At 62.0% G+C, this 16,451-nt stretch carries 17 protein-coding genes; 4 read left to right on the top strand and 13 right to left on the bottom strand.

Annotation, left to right across the window (positions count from 1 at the left end; all coding sequences use genetic code 11):
- The 7 genes from A2J01_RS35255 to A2J01_RS20220 form a co-directional block, all read right to left on the bottom strand.
- Positions 1-168 (bottom strand): SipW-dependent-type signal peptide-containing protein (locus tag A2J01_RS35255; protein ID WP_231915851.1); only part of this gene is annotated, 168 nt, incomplete at its 3' end.
- A gap of 9 nt (positions 169-177) precedes the next feature.
- Positions 178-849, bottom strand: a complete 672-nt coding sequence (locus tag A2J01_RS20245) for a signal peptidase I (RefSeq protein ID WP_223304718.1) — start codon at positions 847-849, stop codon at positions 178-180.
- Between the two features lie 65 nt (positions 850-914).
- A complete protein-coding gene (locus tag A2J01_RS20240; protein WP_019745195.1) occupies positions 915-1,457 on the bottom strand; it encodes a hypothetical protein in 543 nt (180 codons plus the stop codon).
- A gap of 26 nt (positions 1,458-1,483) precedes the next feature.
- Complete coding sequence (locus A2J01_RS20235) at positions 1,484-1,984, bottom strand: alternate-type signal peptide domain-containing protein (RefSeq protein ID WP_003939763.1); 501 nt, start codon at positions 1,982-1,984, stop codon at positions 1,484-1,486.
- 218 nt (positions 1,985-2,202) lie between these two features.
- Positions 2,203-3,144 carry an Ig-like domain-containing protein gene (locus tag A2J01_RS20230; RefSeq protein WP_082893093.1) on the bottom strand — a complete coding sequence of 314 codons (942 nt, stop codon included), beginning with the start codon at positions 3,142-3,144 and terminating at the stop codon, positions 2,203-2,205.
- A 722-nt stretch (positions 3,145-3,866) separates the two neighbouring features.
- Positions 3,867-5,462 (bottom strand): amidohydrolase, encoded by a 1,596-nt coding sequence (locus tag A2J01_RS20225; protein ID WP_064113428.1) that lies wholly within the window; start codon positions 5,460-5,462, stop codon positions 3,867-3,869.
- Positions 5,459-6,418 (bottom strand): DMT family transporter, encoded by a 960-nt coding sequence (locus tag A2J01_RS20220; protein WP_064113427.1) that lies wholly within the window; start codon positions 6,416-6,418, stop codon positions 5,459-5,461. Before A2J01_RS20220 ends, A2J01_RS20225 begins: the two co-directional genes overlap by 4 nt.
- Positions 6,419-6,469: 51 nt before the next feature.
- Here A2J01_RS20220 and A2J01_RS20215 point away from each other — a divergent pair, with 51 nt between their 5' ends.
- Together A2J01_RS20215 and A2J01_RS20210 are read left to right on the top strand one after the other, a co-directional pair.
- Positions 6,470-7,027 (top strand): TetR/AcrR family transcriptional regulator, encoded by a 558-nt coding sequence (locus A2J01_RS20215; protein WP_021332048.1) that lies wholly within the window; start codon positions 6,470-6,472, stop codon positions 7,025-7,027.
- A 208-nt stretch (positions 7,028-7,235) separates the two neighbouring features.
- Positions 7,236-8,876: an ABC-F family ATP-binding cassette domain-containing protein gene (locus A2J01_RS20210; RefSeq protein WP_064113426.1), complete on the top strand. Its 1,641-nt coding sequence runs from the start codon at positions 7,236-7,238 to the stop codon at positions 8,874-8,876.
- Positions 8,877-8,944: 68 nt separating this feature from the next.
- Here the strand turns inward: A2J01_RS20210 and A2J01_RS20205 are convergent, their stop codons facing one another.
- The 6 genes from A2J01_RS20205 to A2J01_RS20180 form a co-directional block, all read right to left on the bottom strand.
- Positions 8,945-9,433 (bottom strand): nuclear transport factor 2 family protein, encoded by a 489-nt coding sequence (locus tag A2J01_RS20205; protein ID WP_030535188.1) that lies wholly within the window; start codon positions 9,431-9,433, stop codon positions 8,945-8,947.
- A 26-nt stretch (positions 9,434-9,459) separates the two neighbouring features.
- Positions 9,460-10,773: an MFS transporter gene (locus tag A2J01_RS20200; protein ID WP_007731424.1), complete on the bottom strand. Its 1,314-nt coding sequence runs from the start codon at positions 10,771-10,773 to the stop codon at positions 9,460-9,462.
- Between the two features lie 76 nt (positions 10,774-10,849).
- Positions 10,850-12,307 carry an FAD-dependent oxidoreductase gene (locus tag A2J01_RS20195; RefSeq protein ID WP_003940616.1) on the bottom strand — a complete coding sequence of 486 codons (1,458 nt, stop codon included), beginning with the start codon at positions 12,305-12,307 and terminating at the stop codon, positions 10,850-10,852.
- On the bottom strand, positions 12,304-13,086 hold the full coding sequence (locus A2J01_RS20190) for an SDR family NAD(P)-dependent oxidoreductase (RefSeq protein WP_064073463.1): 783 nt from the start codon (positions 13,084-13,086) through the stop codon (positions 12,304-12,306). The genes A2J01_RS20195 and A2J01_RS20190 overlap by 4 nt, the downstream gene beginning before the upstream one ends.
- The gene (locus A2J01_RS20185) at positions 13,079-13,915 is read right to left on the bottom strand and encodes an SDR family NAD(P)-dependent oxidoreductase (protein ID WP_064113425.1); all 837 of its coding nucleotides are present in this window, start codon (positions 13,913-13,915) and stop codon (positions 13,079-13,081) included. The genes A2J01_RS20190 and A2J01_RS20185 overlap by 8 nt, the downstream gene beginning before the upstream one ends.
- A 49-nt stretch (positions 13,916-13,964) precedes the next feature.
- The gene (locus A2J01_RS20180; RefSeq protein WP_042452740.1) at positions 13,965-14,414 is read right to left on the bottom strand and encodes a nuclear transport factor 2 family protein; all 450 of its coding nucleotides are present in this window, start codon (positions 14,412-14,414) and stop codon (positions 13,965-13,967) included.
- A 138-nt stretch (positions 14,415-14,552) separates the two neighbouring features.
- On the opposite strand from A2J01_RS20180, the gene A2J01_RS20175 reads away from it, so the two are divergent.
- Positions 14,553-15,275, top strand: a complete 723-nt coding sequence (locus A2J01_RS20175; protein WP_003939719.1) for an IclR family transcriptional regulator — start codon at positions 14,553-14,555, stop codon at positions 15,273-15,275.
- Positions 15,276-15,389: 114 nt separating this feature from the next.
- A complete protein-coding gene (locus tag A2J01_RS20170) occupies positions 15,390-16,355 on the top strand; it encodes a pirin family protein (RefSeq protein WP_007731415.1) in 966 nt (321 codons plus the stop codon).
- Positions 16,356-16,451 lie beyond the last annotated feature (96 nt).

Here is a 16,451-nt window from a genome sequence, read left to right as displayed (position 1 = left end):
CGCAGTAGCGCTGTCGGACCACGCCGCCATCGTGCCGACCGCTCCGAGGCCCAGGACCATGCCCAGTGAGAGCACGGCCCGGGTCCGTATCCAACCGGTCTCGCCCAGACGGCTTCGCATCCGCGCCCCGAGACGCGCGTCGCCGCCCGATTTCTGTTCTGTAGACATTCTGCTGTCCTATTTCGATTCGGAGGTTGGTGCCGATGGATCGGCGGGCAATACCGGCGCGCCGAGTTCAGGGCCGGAAAGAGTCGGGTCTGTGCCACTTTCGTCGTCACCGGCCTTGCCCCGCTTGTCGCGGATGCCACTGACGACCATCCACACGGCATATACAGCCAGGCCCGCAGCTACGCCTGTGGTGAGAATCGAACGCGATTGCCCGTTGATCACCGAGTTCACCCGGCCCAGATACGGCACCGAGTAGATGACCCGACCACGGATCTGCTCGGGCACCAGCGACCACGAGTCGGCGACGGGGTTGTTGTCGCCGCGAGTGTGGATGCGACGCTCCCCTTCCCCCGTGTAATAGATGCCTTCGATGCGGTGGGTGACCACCGCTGGATCGCCGGAGACGGGCTGGAACGTGATCACGTCCCCGGTGGTCAGATCCTCGTTGGGGGTCGGCTTGACCACGATGAGCGTGCCAGGGGGCATGGTCGGTTCCATCGAACCGGTGAGAACCGTGTACGCGGTGGAGCCGGTGAGTCGAGGGATAACGACCATCACCGCGAGAATGCCGACCATCAGCAGCAGCAGTACCCACGAGACGATGGTGCGAGTCCACCACCATAGGGTGGTCTTGTCGTCTCCGCCTTGTTCGGGATCATGTTGCCGCTCAGATGTTTCCACGTGTGCGCTGTGCCGGGGTCGATACTCGGCACGTTCGCCTGCACGCCGGCTTCTCGCGGTGACGGTCATGACTGGCTCACTGAGCTTGCGTCGAAAGTGAACGTCGCGTTGGACTGCTGGCTCGCTGCCGCGCCCTGGCCCAGCGTGGCCCGCAGGCACAACACCTGCATCTGCCCGGCCGGAACCAGCTGTTCGGAAAAGGCCGCGCCGTCCATGGCACCGTTGTAGAGCTCAGTGCCCACGTCGCCAGTGGCGGTGCAGGCCGCCTCGTTGGCTACCTTGGCCACGCGCAGGCTCAGCGGCGGTGGGGTCGCGCCGTTGAGTACAACATCGGAAAGCACGTAGTTCATCTGCACGTTGCCGGAGTTGATCACCGGCAGTGGCATCTGAATGCTGTCGCCCGGGCCCTTGTTGTCCAACTTGAACCCATCGAGGTTGAACTGCTTGACCCCTTCTCCGCCGGCAGAGATATCGAGCATGCCTGCCTGGATAGTGCCGCCGGTCGATTCTGCGGTATCGCGCCACAGCGCGCCGGTCTGCTGCACCGAGACGAACCCGATGAGCAGAACCGACGACGCTGCGATCGCCCATTTGTATTGGGTCTTCACGTGACCTTCTTCTGGTTACGGATTAACTACGGGGTGAGCGTCTGCTCGAGGGTGACCGAGGCTCCCGACAGCGTGGCTGCCTGGCCAGCGCCGTCCGTGTTGGTGGTGTCCGGCTTGAACGTGATCGTCGTGGTGATATCGCGCGTGCCAGTGCCCGCGGAGACGCTCGCGTTCTGACCACCGGCAGTCGCGACCTCCAGCTTGCTCGCGAGAGCCCCGGAGATTCCGCCGACGGTAGGTGTCAGCGTCGCCTTCAGGTTTGTGCCGACGAGGGTGTAGTTGTACGTGGCGGTGTAGGTGAGTACGTCACCGGGGACAATTTTGTCGCTGGCCGGGTTGAACGTGTTCGCGCCGAGCTTCCATACGCCGGAGCCGGCCGCTTCGCTGATCGTCATCGAGCCGGCATTGACGGTCTGGCTTCCGCCAGCGCCGGTCGACGCGTTCCACGCAGCCATGGTTCCGGCACCACCTGCGAGCAGAACAGCAGCCGCACCTGCGGCGATCGCACCCTTTGTGGTCTTGTTCATCTGGTATTCCTCCTGTGCAGTTCGCGGCGGGACATCCGACGCGCTTGGTTGAGCCCGGGCCGTGCGGATGTGCACTCCGGTGAAACAGCCCCAGGAAGGGGCATGGGAAATGAAGCCGCCGAATTGAATTCGGTGACCGAGAAGGTTGGCGATGCGCGGAGATGGTCGAGATCGCCCCGTGCATCGCGAGGTCTAAGTGGCCGGTTGGGCCGGAGTGGTTATCCGCCGAGGCTGCCGAACAGGTCGAGACTTCCGAGCGAACCGGTGCTACTTCCGAGCGAACCGCTGCTGCTGCCACCTGGATCGGTGGTTTTCGCCGTGACCTTGACCGTGACCGCCGTGGAGGCGGGGCTGGTCCCACCCGCATTTGTCGCCGTGGCGGTGATCGGATGACTGCCGGGCGTGGTGATCGTCAGGTTGCAGCTGAAGTTCCCACTCGTATCCGCGGTGGCGGTGCAGGTGGCGCCGCCTCCGGTCACGGTGACGGTACTGTTCGGCTCTGCCTTGCCGGAGACCTTGACGGGTGTGCCCGCCTCTACTTCGGCCGAACCCAGAGTCAAACCGGTCGGCGCACTGGGAGCAACAACGACGGGCTCGCCCTCCACCAGGACGAGACCCCAGCCGGGGTTGATCTCGTATCCCTGCAAAACTTCGCCGGCAGGGATGCCAATCATGAAACCAGCCATCACGTTGGCGTTCTGTGCGAGAGGCGTTTTCACCAGCTCGATCCGCGTCGACGAATTCGCATTCGGCCCGATCACGAACTGCTGGCCGACCTGGCCGTCGAGCTTGCCCCGCACTGTCGCAGTGCCGCCGCCCGAGACGGACCAGCTCTCACTGAAAAGAGTGAGCGTGGCAGGAAGGTCGCAGACATTACGAACGTTGAAGGCCAACTGCGTGCCCTCGTCACCGGGGATCGGGATGTAGTCGGTTCCACTGGGATCGAAGGCCGCCGGCTTCACCCAGGGTCCACCGTTCTGGGACATCTCCAGGCACTGGTCAGTGATGTCGTCGCCCGGGGCGGCCGCGGCGCTACCAGGTGCAAGCAGCGCACCCGAGGTCGCGAGGAGCAGTGCAGCCGGCAGAGCCGCCAACACAGCAGTGGCGCGCCGGGGGAGACGGGATTCTCGTCCGTCCCCGACCGGGAAAAATCGAGGCATGTGAAGACTCATTTCGTCTGTCCCGTTGCCGGGCATTGGGTGAAGAGATGGCGGAACGAGGTACATCCGCCATCGGTGCCAAACATGTTGCAGAAAGCTTGCGAGCCGAACCGTGACGCTGTGCATGCCCTCGCTCATACATAGCAACCGCTCCGCTTCGGATCAATTTTTATCACACGTATCAGCTTTTGTGGCGGTTTTACTGGTCAAACGTTCAGAAGGAATTTCAACATCCCTCAAGGGCTAATTCTGCACCCTGACCAGTACCGTTAGAAATAGTTAGCTGCGCATCGCAACTATTTACCAAAAAGCGTTCTGCGATCGAACGGGCGATTCGTTCCTATCCAAACAAGAACAAGTTCTAGATGCTCTTGGTATGTCCGGGAATCCACGAACGAACTCGCCGAGAACAGCGACCCTCGAGCAAACAGAAAGATCGAGCCGTTTCGAGACCCCCGCATTTCGTCCACTAGCGCCACGGACACGGGCGCCATCGATCGCTGCGCCCCGCCGGATCGTCCGGCCAGGACAAACTCTCGCGCGCTCCGAAACCAGCACTCCACCAATAACTTTGTCCGACCATCGAATCGCGACTGCCCGTGCTGCATCCAAAGCTGTGGGCCAGGAAGCAAATTCGCTCCCCGGCCCACGTGCATCTACAGTTGCGAAGCCGGTAAGGAGTTGACTACCGGCACCCAATCCCAAGGTAAAACGACGAGCATCTACGCCCCGAAGACGGTCTCACCTCCGACAACCGTGCGCAGGACCGACAGTTCATTCAAGTCTGTCGAATCGCTGCGCAGCGGATCTCCGTCGAGCACAACAAAATCCGCCAAAAGTCCCACCGCTATCCGACCTTTGTCCGATGACTCACCGGTGAGACGAGCGGCTGCGCTTGTGTAGCCGGCCAGCGCCTCGGACGCGGAAACCCGTTGCTCCGCACCCAGAACGTGACCTTCTCGCGTCACACGATGTACGGCGGTGTTCATCGTGAAGAGCGGGTTCACTGGAGTGACAGGGCAGTCGCAATGCAGCGCGTAGGCAAGCCCCGCCGCCACGACCGACGCCACGGGGCTGATCCGCTCGCCGCGACCCGGTCCGAGAAAACGATCGCGGTGCCGGTCACCCCAGTAGTAGACGTGGTTCACGAAGATCGACGCCACCACCCCGAGTTCGACCATCCGCGCGATCTGATCTTCCCGCACCGTCTGAACGTGCTCGAGTCGATGCGAAACTTCGATGTCCGGGTGCGCCGTCCGTGCCGCTGCAATTGCGTCCAATGCAAAATCGATGGCCTGATCACCGTTGGTATGAATCGCAACGTGTCGGCCGACAGCGTGATGTTCCTCGACGAGTGCCCCGAGCGCACCTGCCGGGATTGCCATTCCGCCGCAGTGGCATCCGCCCAGATCGTGGTACGGCGCGGTCAGCGCAGCGGTGTGCAACTGAATCGACCCGTCCGAAATGAGTTTGACGCCGCCCACACGAACTCGCTCGGTCGGATCGGCGAGTTCACCCAACTGATCGTGAACCCCGTGGCCGAGATAGAGGCGCGCACGCAGCCTCAAGTCACCATCGGCGTCGAGTTGCCGGTACGCCTCGTACACCTCGGCCGTGACGTACATGTCGTGGAAACTCGTCACGCCCACCGACGCCATGACTTCCTGCGCCCGCAGCATCGCGATCTTGGACGCATCCGGGTTCATATCCGGAACAAGTCCGTGCACCAGAGACATTGCCGGAACCTCGCACAGTTCACCGGTGGGTACACCGTCGCTGTCTCGAACGATGACACCACCCTCCGGATCGACCGTGGTGGCATCGATCCCGGCCTTCTCCAGTGCGACCGAGTTGACATAGATTCCGTGAGCAGACAAGTGCCGCACCAGAATCGGATGATCGGTGGAAGCCTTGTCCAGATCAACCGCGGTCAGGCCTCGATCTTCCGCCACGAGGCTGTCGTCGAAGCCCCACGCTTCGATGGGCTCGCCAAGTGGTGTGATCGCGGCCCGCGCGGCCAACGCCGTGATCAACTTCTCGATGGTCGGGCACGTATTCGTCGTTGCGTCGACCCCACTGAGCATCAAACCCCACATCATCGGATGAAGGTGCGTCTCGATGAACCCCGGCACAACCACCGCTCCGGCGAGATCGACAACGGAGGTTTCGGAATCGGTCAGCGCCGAGATCTCGGCGTCAGTTCCGAGGGCGACAAATCTGCCGTCCTTGACTGCCACAGCGGTGGCGTTATCGCCGACCGCACCGTCCATGGCCCTGATGTCGCCGTTGATGTAGATGTGGTCAGCCGCCGTGGTCATACGCTTGTCTCCATTCGTTTTCCGACAACAGTCGTCGAGGATTTCTTCGCGGGTATCCGCGTCGCCACAACCACTCCGGCCAAAATCATTCCGGCACCCGCAAGTTGGACGAGAGTTGGGGTCTGTGCAAGCAGCACTGCGCCGAACAACAGTGCTGACGCCGATTGCAACACGAGGCTGGCGGCGACTGCACTTGCAGGCAGACGCTGACTGGCGCTGGCTACCAGCAGCCACCCGATCACCTGAGATACCAACGCGAGCAGCACAAGCCAGCCTTGAGCTACGAGCGAAGGGGTCAGATCCAAAGTTCCACTCACGAGGCCGTATGCACCTGCCGTGAGGGCAGTGGCTCCCGTCGAGACGAACATCGGCAACGCCGTTCTGCCCGCCGCCCGAGTAGCCAGACCCATGAGGAAGATGTAGACCGCGTACGCGCCTGCGGCGATCACGGCAAACGACACTCCGACAGCAGGATTCGACCCGGTGAGCGTTGTGCTCGTCCCGGCTACCAGAGCAACTCCGACAAAGAGCAACGGAAGGCTGGCGACCAGTTCCCGGCCGATCCGTTGGCGCAGGACAACGTAGCCGAGGATTGCGACGAACAGCACCTGCAAATTCAGGATCACAGTCGAAAGACCTGCCCCGATCGAATGAATCGACTCGTGCCAGAGCACCAGATCGATTCCGAGGAACGCGCCGGCAAGTAGAGACTTCACGATCCAGGGCGCCGAGACCGAAGGCCGGGGTGACCGACGACGCTGAACGAGCACGAGCATGCCGAGAGGGATGAGCGCATAGAGACACCGAAAGAATGCACCCGTCGACGGAGACACTCCTGAGAGTTCGTAGAGCACCGAGGTCAACCCGAGGATGCATGCACCGGTGACGACTACGCGCAGGTCACGACGGCGTAGTTGATCGCCGGACAGCTCGCGTGGCGATACTTCATCACTCATGGTGATAATGTATCACCGACGTGAAGCCTGTCATACAGGGAGGATGCGTGCATGAGAACTCCGGTTACCCGTGAACGCGTGATCGCTGCCGCAGCCGATCTGGTCGACAGCAAAGGCGCCGACGCTCTGGTACTGAGTCAACTCGCCGAGACCCTCGACGTCCGGCAGTCAGCGCTGTACAAACACGTCGACGGGGTCGACGACGTCCACCATCAACTCAGCCTCCTCGCACGCAGCCTTCTCGCCGAACAACTGCGTGCCGCCGCGGTCGGTCTCTCGCGCGACGACGCCGTCATGGCGCTCGCGGACGCATGGCGTGCGTTCGTCCGAGTACACCCCGGGCTCTACGCCATCACCGACCGCTACCCCACTGCTCCGCATCCCGATCTGGTCTCCGCCGTCGGCGAGGTGGTCGACGTCATCAACAAGGTGATCGCGGGATACGGTCTGAGCCCGGATGATTCGGAGCAGGCGGCGTGGTCTCTTCGCAGTGCGCTGCACGGCTTCTGCATCCTCGAATCGGTAGAGGGACAACCGGCCGGCACCGACCCGGATCGGGTGTATCGACGACTGGTCGAACTTCTCTGCGCCGGTATTGCTCGTATGTAGATACCGGCTCCTGTTATCGTCGGATGAAACAACACAGACCAAAAAGGATCAGACATGGTTGGTGAACTCGACATCTCCGGATAAAACCGGGCATGACGGCCACCGGCAGACGCCTCGGAGCGCTGCCGTCGTGGCCATGTTGTCGTTCACTTACCCGACTCTTCGCGGAGCAGCGTTGCCGCGCCCGCACAACACCTGAGGTCTATTCATGTCCGATACCTACATCGTTTGCTCGAATCTGTCTTTTGCCTGGCCGGACGACACTCCGGTCTTCGACGAATTGTCATTCACCGTGCCCGGCGGCCGAACCGGGCTGGTGGCCCAGAACGGCGTCGGGAAAAGCACTCTGCTCAGATTGATCGCCGGCCAGTTGCGGCCGCGCGCCGGCAGTGTGTCCGTCGACGGCGTTCTCGGATACCTTCCGCAGGACCTGCCACTGACGGGCGATCTGACCATTGCCGAGGTCTTGGGCATCGCCCCGACGCTCGCTGCGTTGGACGCAGTCGAATCCGGGGACACACGAGAAGAACACTTCACGACAATCGGGTCCGACTGGGATATCGAGGAACGAACGCGAGCCCAACTCGGTCGACTCGGTTTGGCCGACATGACGTTCGATCGTCGCCTCGACACTCTGAGCGGCGGGCAGGTCGTCTCGCTCGGACTGGCGGCGCAACTCCTGCGACGCCCCGATGTCCTTCTCCTCGACGAACCCACCAACAACCTCGACCTGGACGCGCGCCGCAGGCTTTACGACGTTCTCGACGACTGGAGTGGTTGTCTGTTGGTGGTCAGTCACGATCGAGGACTACTCGACCGCATGGACCGCATCGCCGAACTTCACAGCGGCGAGATCAGCTTCTACGGTGGCAATTTCACCGACTACGAAGCCGCGGCACGCTCGGCTCGCGAAGTGGCGGAGAAGAACATCCGCAACGCCGAGCAAGAGGTCAAGCGCGAGAAGCGCGAACTGCAGCAGGCCCGAGAACGTGCTTCGCGACGCGCAAGTAACGCTGCCCGCAATCTCGGGAACGCGGGCTTGCCCAAGATCTTTGCGGGGACCATGAAGCGCAATGCTCAGGAGTCGGCAGGCAAGGCCAACGAGACACACCTCGCCCGGGTCGACGCGGCGAAGGACCGACTCGACAAAGCGGGCCGCGCTCTTCGAGACGACCAGACGATTTCACTCGAATTGCCTGGCACACATGTACCCGCCGGCCGGACGGTGTTCCTCGGTGAGCGAATGCAATTCGCGTTCGGCGATCATGCGATCTTCGCCGACTCCGGAATCGACCTGGCCATTCGAGGACCGGAGCGTATCGCGTTGACCGGGCCGAACGGCGTCGGAAAGTCGACGTTGCTACGCATCGTCAACGGGGATGTGGCGCCGACTTCCGGTGAGATCACGCGAGCCGACGGTCGAGTGGCATACCTGTCGCAGAGGCTCGACCTACTCGACCCCGCACACACCGTCGCAGAGAACTTTGCCTTGTCTGCTCCAGGCCTACCGGCACCGGAACGCATGAACATCCTGGCGCGCTTCCTCTTTCGGGGTGCGGGTGCTCATCTTCCCGTCGCTGCACTCTCGGGCGGTGAACGACTGCGGGCTACATTGGCGTGCGTTCTCTTCGCCGATCCGGCCCCGCAGCTGCTTCTTCTCGACGAGCCGACCAACAACCTCGACTTGGTGAGCGTTGCTCAACTCGAAAGTGCCCTGAATGCATATCAGGGGGCGTTCGTGGTGGTCAGCCACGACGAGAGATTCCTGGCCGAGGTCAAGGTCGAACGCTGGCTCAGGCTCTCGGACGGCCGTTTGACCGAGGTCGCCGCACCAGGCGCAGTGGGCTGACACGAGAAGTGAACAGGCGAAAGGCCTTCACACACGATGTGTGTGAAGGCCTTCGTCTGCACTACTGGTCAAGGCGTCCTGGTGTACACCGGATCGTCGAAGGATCGACGTTGCGTCACCCAGTCCGTGGACAGGATGTTCTCGATCACGTCTTCACGGGATTCGTCGAACACGACAATCCGATCGGCGATTCGCCATTCACCGTGGCGCCTTTCGAACCTGTCGACGTAACGGCATTTGATCGTCGCAAGCGTCTGCACCGTATCCGTACCGGAACGCTCTTGCCGCAGAAAGCACAAACAGTACGACTCGCACTGAGCGACATCGCCGTTGACGTCGATCAGTATGTTGGAAATGCAGTGAATCGACGAGTCGATCGTCTTGTGTCTGAGCTTCATGTCTTCGATCAGCCCGTCGACGGTTCCGATGTAACCACCATGGTTGTCTATCGCGTCGTCGAAGTAGCAGAGGGCCACGCTGTCGAAATCCTTCCGATCGACGGCCCGAGCGTAGCGATACAGAACTTCGGTGATTTCTTGCTTGTCAGCGAGGGACACGGTCAGGCTCCTGTTCTACCCGATGATCAATCAACCTGCAGTTCAACACCCTTGGTCTCCTTGATGAAGAAGACCGTGACGAGGGTGATCACCGCACAGAAGACGAAGTATCCAGCCGGAGCGAGAGAGTTACCGGTCAAGCTGATGAGATAGGTGGCGATGAAAGGCGCGGTGCCACCGAGGAACATGTTGGTGACGTTGTTACCCAATGCCAGACCGCTGTACCGCACAGATGCTTTCAGCATTTCGACATAGGTCACGTACGAAGCACCGTTGACAACGGAAACGCAGATGAAGAGCACTGACTGACCGACAACCGCCTGCCAGATGCCAGAACCGGCCATCATCATGAACATCGGGATTCCGAGAACCACTGCGGCGGCACTACCGGCGAACAGCACCGGCCGACGCCCGTACTTGTCTGCCATGTATCCCGAGATCGGCAACGTGATGACGCCGAGAACCAGTGCAAGAGAGGTGGAAAGGAAAGCAACGCGCGACGAATGACCGCCGGTGGTCTGCAGGTACGTCGCGGCATACACCGAGGCGATGTAGTAACCGCCGGTGATGAGTGCGCCCAGCAGGATGATCTTGACGACGCTGCCACCGGAGGTGCTGAGCAACTCACGGATGGGAAGCTTCTTGGTCTCACCCTTGTCCTGCAGTTCTTCGAACTGAGGAGTGTCTTCCATCTGGCTGCGGATCCAGATACCGATGCCACCGATCAGCAGGCTGAGCAGGAACGGGATACGCCAAGCCCATTCGAGGATCTGCTCTTGCGAGAACACCGACGTCAGGCCGAGGGCCATGAGCGAAGCTGCCAGCGAACCCAGGTAGGTGCCGGTATTGACCATCGAGGTCTGCGTCGCACGCCACCGTTTGGGAGCGGACTCGGAGACGAACGCGTTGGCGCCGCCGAGTTCACCGCCGGCCGCGAAGCCCTGCAGGCAACGAGCCAGAACCAGGATGGACGTCGCCCACACACCCAACGTGGCGTAAGTCGGCAGCAGGCCCATTCCGGCTGTCGCGAGAACCATCAGGAGGATGGTCCAGGACAGCGCGTTCTTGCGGCCGTACTTGTCGCCGATGTGGCCGAAGAAGATGCCGCCGGGCACGCGTAGGAAGAAGGCCACGGCGAATGCTGCAAAGGTACCGAGCAGTGCTGCGTTCGGGTCATGGGAAACGAAGAACAGCGCGGCGATCGTCGTGGCCATGTATCCGTAGATACCGAAGTCGTAGTACTCGACGACGGTACCGACGATGGCCGCGCGAATTACCTTCGTCGTCGACTGTCGTTCGGTTGCCACGCTGCTGCCCTCGGTGGATTCGGCTCTCGCCATGGTCTCATTCTCTGACATGTTGTTCCCTGCCTGGATTGGATACTGACTGGATTCGGTGCCGCGCAGACGTCGGACGTCAGGAGTGCGCGATGGAATGGACCGGTGCGCTCTCAGCGCTGGTCCTGGTGTAATTCGCCGCATTACGTCCCGCTACGCGGCCCATGGTCAAAGCGTTGGCAACCGCATTGCCGCCGCCCACGTATCTCAGTCCGAGGATTCCGGCGCCGGCCTCACCTGCGGCGTACAGACCCTCGATAGGTACTCCGGTGCTGCCGAGCACGGCCGCATCGGTGTTGATCTCCATTCCCGCATGCGTACAGACGAGCTCTGCCGGAAGGATTTTCGCGGCATAGAACGGAGCTGTCGCAATAGGATCCGGATTGCCGACGGCACCCTTGTTCCGCAACGTGCGATGGCGGAGGAAGTCGTCGTCGTGACCGCTGGGCAGTTGGTCGTTCCATCGACGCAGGGTTTGCGCCAACGTCGCAACCGGAACACCCGTAGCCACTGCGAGGTCTTCGATCGTGTCCGCACGAATCGTGCCACCGGCGGCAACTTCTTCCTCGATGCGTTCGGGATTCCAATCCGCATATCCTGGAGCCAGATTCACGCGAGCGTTCTCGTCGAAGATCATCCAACCGTATCCACCCTGATGGTCGATGATGCCGGTCGAGACCGCGTACGAGCTGTCCTCGTCCATGAAACGACGGCCGTCCTGGTTGACGTAGATCCGCGACTTCGGCGGAAAGCCGGCCTGCCAGTGGTGGAATCGCTGGAAGTAGACGGTGGGCAGCATCAGACCCCAGCCGTCGCCCGCCAGGGAAGCACCGAGGTCTTCGGCAAAACGAAGATGGTCTCCGCGGCTCCCCTCGGCTGCGACGACGAACAAGGCCTCTCCGGCCTTGTTCGCGTCCGGGAAGTGGCGTTCCACCAAACCCGGATCTTGCGCGAATCCACCGGAGGCAACAACGACGGCGCCCGCAGGCACCTCGATGTCGTCGGCGACAACGCCGACAACCCGACCGTCTTCCTCGATCAGCTTCTGCACCCGTGTTCCGAAGATGACCTCGATCCCGTGCTTACGACGAGCCTTGTCCAGCACCTGAATCAGTCCGTATCCCTGATCCTTGGGCACGTGGCCGCGCCAGACGTCCTCGACGCCGGCTTGGGCGAGTCCCGGCTGGTGAGCGTTACCTGAGATCGCCGCGGGAATCTCGACGCCGAGTCCGATGAGCCATTCCAGTGTCGGACCGGCGTTTTCGCAGAATGCACGAATCAATCCGGGTGAGAGCATCCACTGGTTGAGGTCCATGTAGTGCTGGAAGAACTTCTCTGCCGAGTCGTCGACTCCGAGGCCGGCCTGCACGCTCGTTCCGGCGGCCGTGAAGATACCGGCCGACAGCGCGGTGGATCCACCGAGTTCGGTTTCGGATTCGAACAGCAGAACGGATGCGCCTTCTTCAGCTGCCGACACCGCAGCGGCGAGACCTGCTCCGCCGCCACCGATGACAACGACGTCCCAGTGTTCGGTCATGAAAGTTCTCCAGTCTCCGCGATGATGCGGTGGTAAAGACCGTTCGACACCAACCCGCCGTCGACAGTGAGTTCCGTACCGGTGGTGTAGGTGGAACTGTTCGAGAGCAGGAACAGCACTGCTTCGGTGATCTCGTCGAGAGTTCCCATGCGTCCGAAGGGAACCGACTTCAGTGACGCGGCGACGAAGTCGTTCGCGCCGCCGAGCAGCGCCGTACCGACCAGTCCCGGGTGCACCGAGTTGACGCGAATCCCCCACTGCGCGAAGTTGCCTGCGGCCGACTTCGACAGACCGGTCAGACCCCACTTGCTCGACGAGTAAGCCGGAGAGAAGTATCCGATCTGACCGGCGATGGACGAGATGTTGACGATCGATCCGCCACCACTCTCGCGCATCAGCGGCGCCACCGCCTTCATACCGTAGAACGGGCCGAAGAGGTTGATCTTCATGGTCAGCTCCCAGATGTCGTTCGGGGTGTCCATGAATTCGAGCCGACGCGAGATACCGGCATTGTTGACCAGTCCGCCGAGTTCCCCACGGGTGGTGCGAATTTCGTCGACAACCCGGTCCCAGGCCTCGGCATCGGTGACGTCGAGAATATGAGCGGATGCCGATCCGCCTGCGGCGACGATGTCGTCGACCACGCCGGATGAATCCGAAACATCGGCAATGCAGACATGCGAACCGCGCGCGGCGAGAGTGCGCGCGTGATGCGCCCCCATCCCGGCAGCACCGCCGGTAACGAGAACGACGCCGGGATATGTCGTGGACTCAGACATGCCGCGAACCACCGTCCACCGCAATGCTGTGCCCGGTGACGTAACGCGCGCTGTCCGAGAGCAGGAACAGCAGCGGGCCGAAGACCTCTTCGGGCGAGCCCAGACGATGCAGTGGTACCGCGTCGAGTGCGTTCGCGAGCGCGATCGGATCTTCCTGGACCCACTTCGTCATCGCCGTGTCGATGTAGCCGGGTGCAATGGAGTTGACCCGAATACCCTTGTCGCCGAACTCCACTGCGAGAGACTCCGTGAGGTGCGCAACGGCAGCTTTCGACGTGCAGTATGCGCCTCTCCCCTTCCGCACACGCAGCGCAGACACCGAAGACATGTTGACGATGGCGCCGCCGGGACCGAGGTGACGTGCCGCCGCCTGAGCACCGTAGAGCACTCCCTCGACATTGACACTCAGCGTTGCGCCGATCTGCTCCGGGGTGATCTCCTCGGCCAGCGCAAACGGGAAGATACCCGCATTGTTGATCCAGAAATCAACCCGGCCGAACTCCTTCAACGCCAACTGCGCAAGCAATTCATGCTCGTCGGGCTTGGTGACGTCGACCCGAGCTCCGACGACGCGACCCGGGTTGTCCGCCAGTGCATTCGATTCGAGGTCCGTGTTGATTCGTGCGGCCGTGGCGAGCATCTGCTCTTCGTTGATGTCGGCGCCGACGACATGTACGCCGCGCGTTGCCAGTCCTTCGGCGAACGTCGCACCCATACCCTGAGCCGCGCCGGTCACCACTGCGACCTTGCCTGCCAACTCCGGGTACACCGCCGACATCTGCGTCACAACGGTACGGCCCGGGTTCGTCTGGTCAGAGCTTTCGGTCATGATGTACTTCTCCTACTGAATATTGTTGTGCAAGAATCATTTCGGTACTTCAAGCTTGTTCGGACGCTCGGGGCGCGTCGTCGCGAGAAACGGTGCGGCGGGCGATCTTCCACTCCTCACCGACCCGAACCACGTGATCTGTGACAGTTGTCATCCGCACCAGTCGCGAGTCTCCGCCGCGAGCGGTGGCAACGATCTGCAGGTACCCGTGCACTGTGAGAGCACTCTCGTCCACCGCCTCGACGACGAGGTTGGTCAGAACGTGGCGATGCACTTCGTCGGCGGCTTCCGCCGCAGCGAAGAAGCGAGCAGCAAAAGCCGCAAGGTCGTCGAAACCGACCACGGGTTCCGGATAACTGGGGGAATGAAACTCACCGCCATCGGTGAATGTCTGCGCCCAATCCTGCTGGCGCCCAGAGTCTATGCAATGACTCTGGTGGCCGTACAGCTGGTGGATTGCGGCAACATCCTCCGTTGCCACGACGCTGCAGTTGCTCATGAAGGTTCTCTCCGAACACGCTGTGCTGCATCCACCCGAAGGTTGTGCAGCTCCGTAAAGTGTGCGATAATCGCACACACTGTGCGATATGTTCAAAGCGTAGGTGGCATACCTCACAAACGTCAAGAAAGGGATTTGATGTCAGAGCTGAGCGAGGAACACCGACCGCGCAAAAGCGCAGTTCAAGTGGACTCGAGCATGTCGAAAACGCTGCACCACGGACTCGAGATCCTGGAACTCCTGACGTCCTATCCGCACGGCTTGTCGGTCACCGACATCGCCGACGGAGTGGGAGTCCACCGAACCGTCGCACATCGGTTGATCCGCACGCTCGAGGCTCATCACCTGTGCCGCAAGGACTCCTTCAAGCGCGTCACTCTCGGCGCCGGCCTGGTCACCCTCGCCGAACCGGTGGAACAGGATTTGCGCACTCTCGCTCGCCCGATACTTCAAGAACTTGCCGAGGCCACCGAGGCGACAGCGCACCTGGTGGTCCGCGAGAGCGATACCGAAGTGCGCGCGCTGATGGTGGTCGAACCACGCAGCGCCAAGGTTCACGTCGCGTTTCATCCAGGGCAGGTCGATCCGATCGACCGCGGCTCCGCCGGGCTTTCCATCCTTGCCTCACTCCCGCCGACGAGCGGGGAACGAGAGGAAGTGACGGCGGCACGCGCACGCGGCTACGCAGTGACCGTCGGCGAGGTCATCCCGTCCGTCCTGGGAATCTCGGCGGTGATCCCCGGCCGACGCCGCGACGCCATCTCCAGCCTCGGAATTTCCGTCTTCGACTCCGAGGACCAAGCAGCGCTGGGCGCCGAGGTCATGGCAGCTGCAAAGACCCTCGGCAGCATGTTGCGCTGATCCGAACACCAGTCGAGCCCCGGGAATACCCGGGGCTCGACTTTGTTGACTCCGAATGAGATAGTTGAACAATCAACTACCTGACATCAGCTTCACGGATACAAGGAGTACGACATGCCTGCTGTGACAGTCGAGAACATCTTGGCCCTGCCCCGTCTCGACGAGCCGGCAGAGTCAGCAGTCGACCGCCCCGTCAAGAGCATCACCACCGCACCGGTCGGATACGAAGGTGAAGGCTTTCCCGTTCACCGCGCCTTCGCCGGCATCGACCTCTCCGCCCTCGATCCCTTCATCCACATGGACCAGATGGGCGAGGTCAACTACGCACCCGGAGAACCCAAGGGCACACCGTGGCACCCGCACCGCGGCTTCGAAACCGTGACCTACATGATCGACGGCATCATGGAGCACCAGGACTCCAACGGTGGCGGTGGCATTATCGGCGGCGGCGACACCCAGTGGATGACCGCGGGTGGCGGCATCCTCCACATCGAAACTCCGCCGGAGCACCTCGTCCTCAGCGGCGGCCTTTTCCACGGCGTCCAACTGTGGGTCAACCTGCCTCGCGACAACAAGATGGCATCTCCGCGGTACCAGGACATCACCGGTAACAAGGTGGCCCTGCTTTCCTCGCCGGACGGCGGAGCCTTGGTACGCGTCATCGCCGGAGACATCGCCGGCCACGCCGGACCCGGATCGACGTACACACCGATCGCGCTCTCCCACACGACTGTGGCCCCGGGTGCGAGCCTGACGCTTCCGTGGAACCCCGAGTTCAACGCGATCGTCTACGTGCTCGCCGGCGAAGGCACGGTCGGGGCAGAGCGTCGGCCCATTCGTGTCGGACAGACAGCTGTCTTCGGACGCGGTGACTCCATCACCGTCGCCGCCTCCGATCGCCAGGATTCACGGACCGAATCTCTCGAGGTATTCATCCTCGGCGGCAAACCGATTCGTGAGCCCATCGCGATGGCCGGGCCGTTCGTCATGAACACCAAGTCCGAGGTCATGCAGGCCTTCGAGGACTTCCAGGCCGGACGCCTGGGATCCATCCCGGCGGCACACGAGACGCTGAGCTGACATGTCGTCGGTAGTCGTCCAGCGAGCTGACGAACGTGCGCATCTCAACTACGGCTGGCTCACGGCGCGTCACAGTTTCCCCTTCGCCGGAAACTT

The sequence above is a fragment of the Rhodococcus sp. EPR-134 genome (genome assembly GCF_001647205.1).
GTDB lineage: Bacteria > Actinomycetota > Actinomycetes > Mycobacteriales > Mycobacteriaceae > Rhodococcus_F > Rhodococcus_F qingshengii.
The sequence above is the reverse complement of the archived record's forward strand: the minus strand, read 5'-3'. Positions and strand labels throughout refer to the sequence as shown.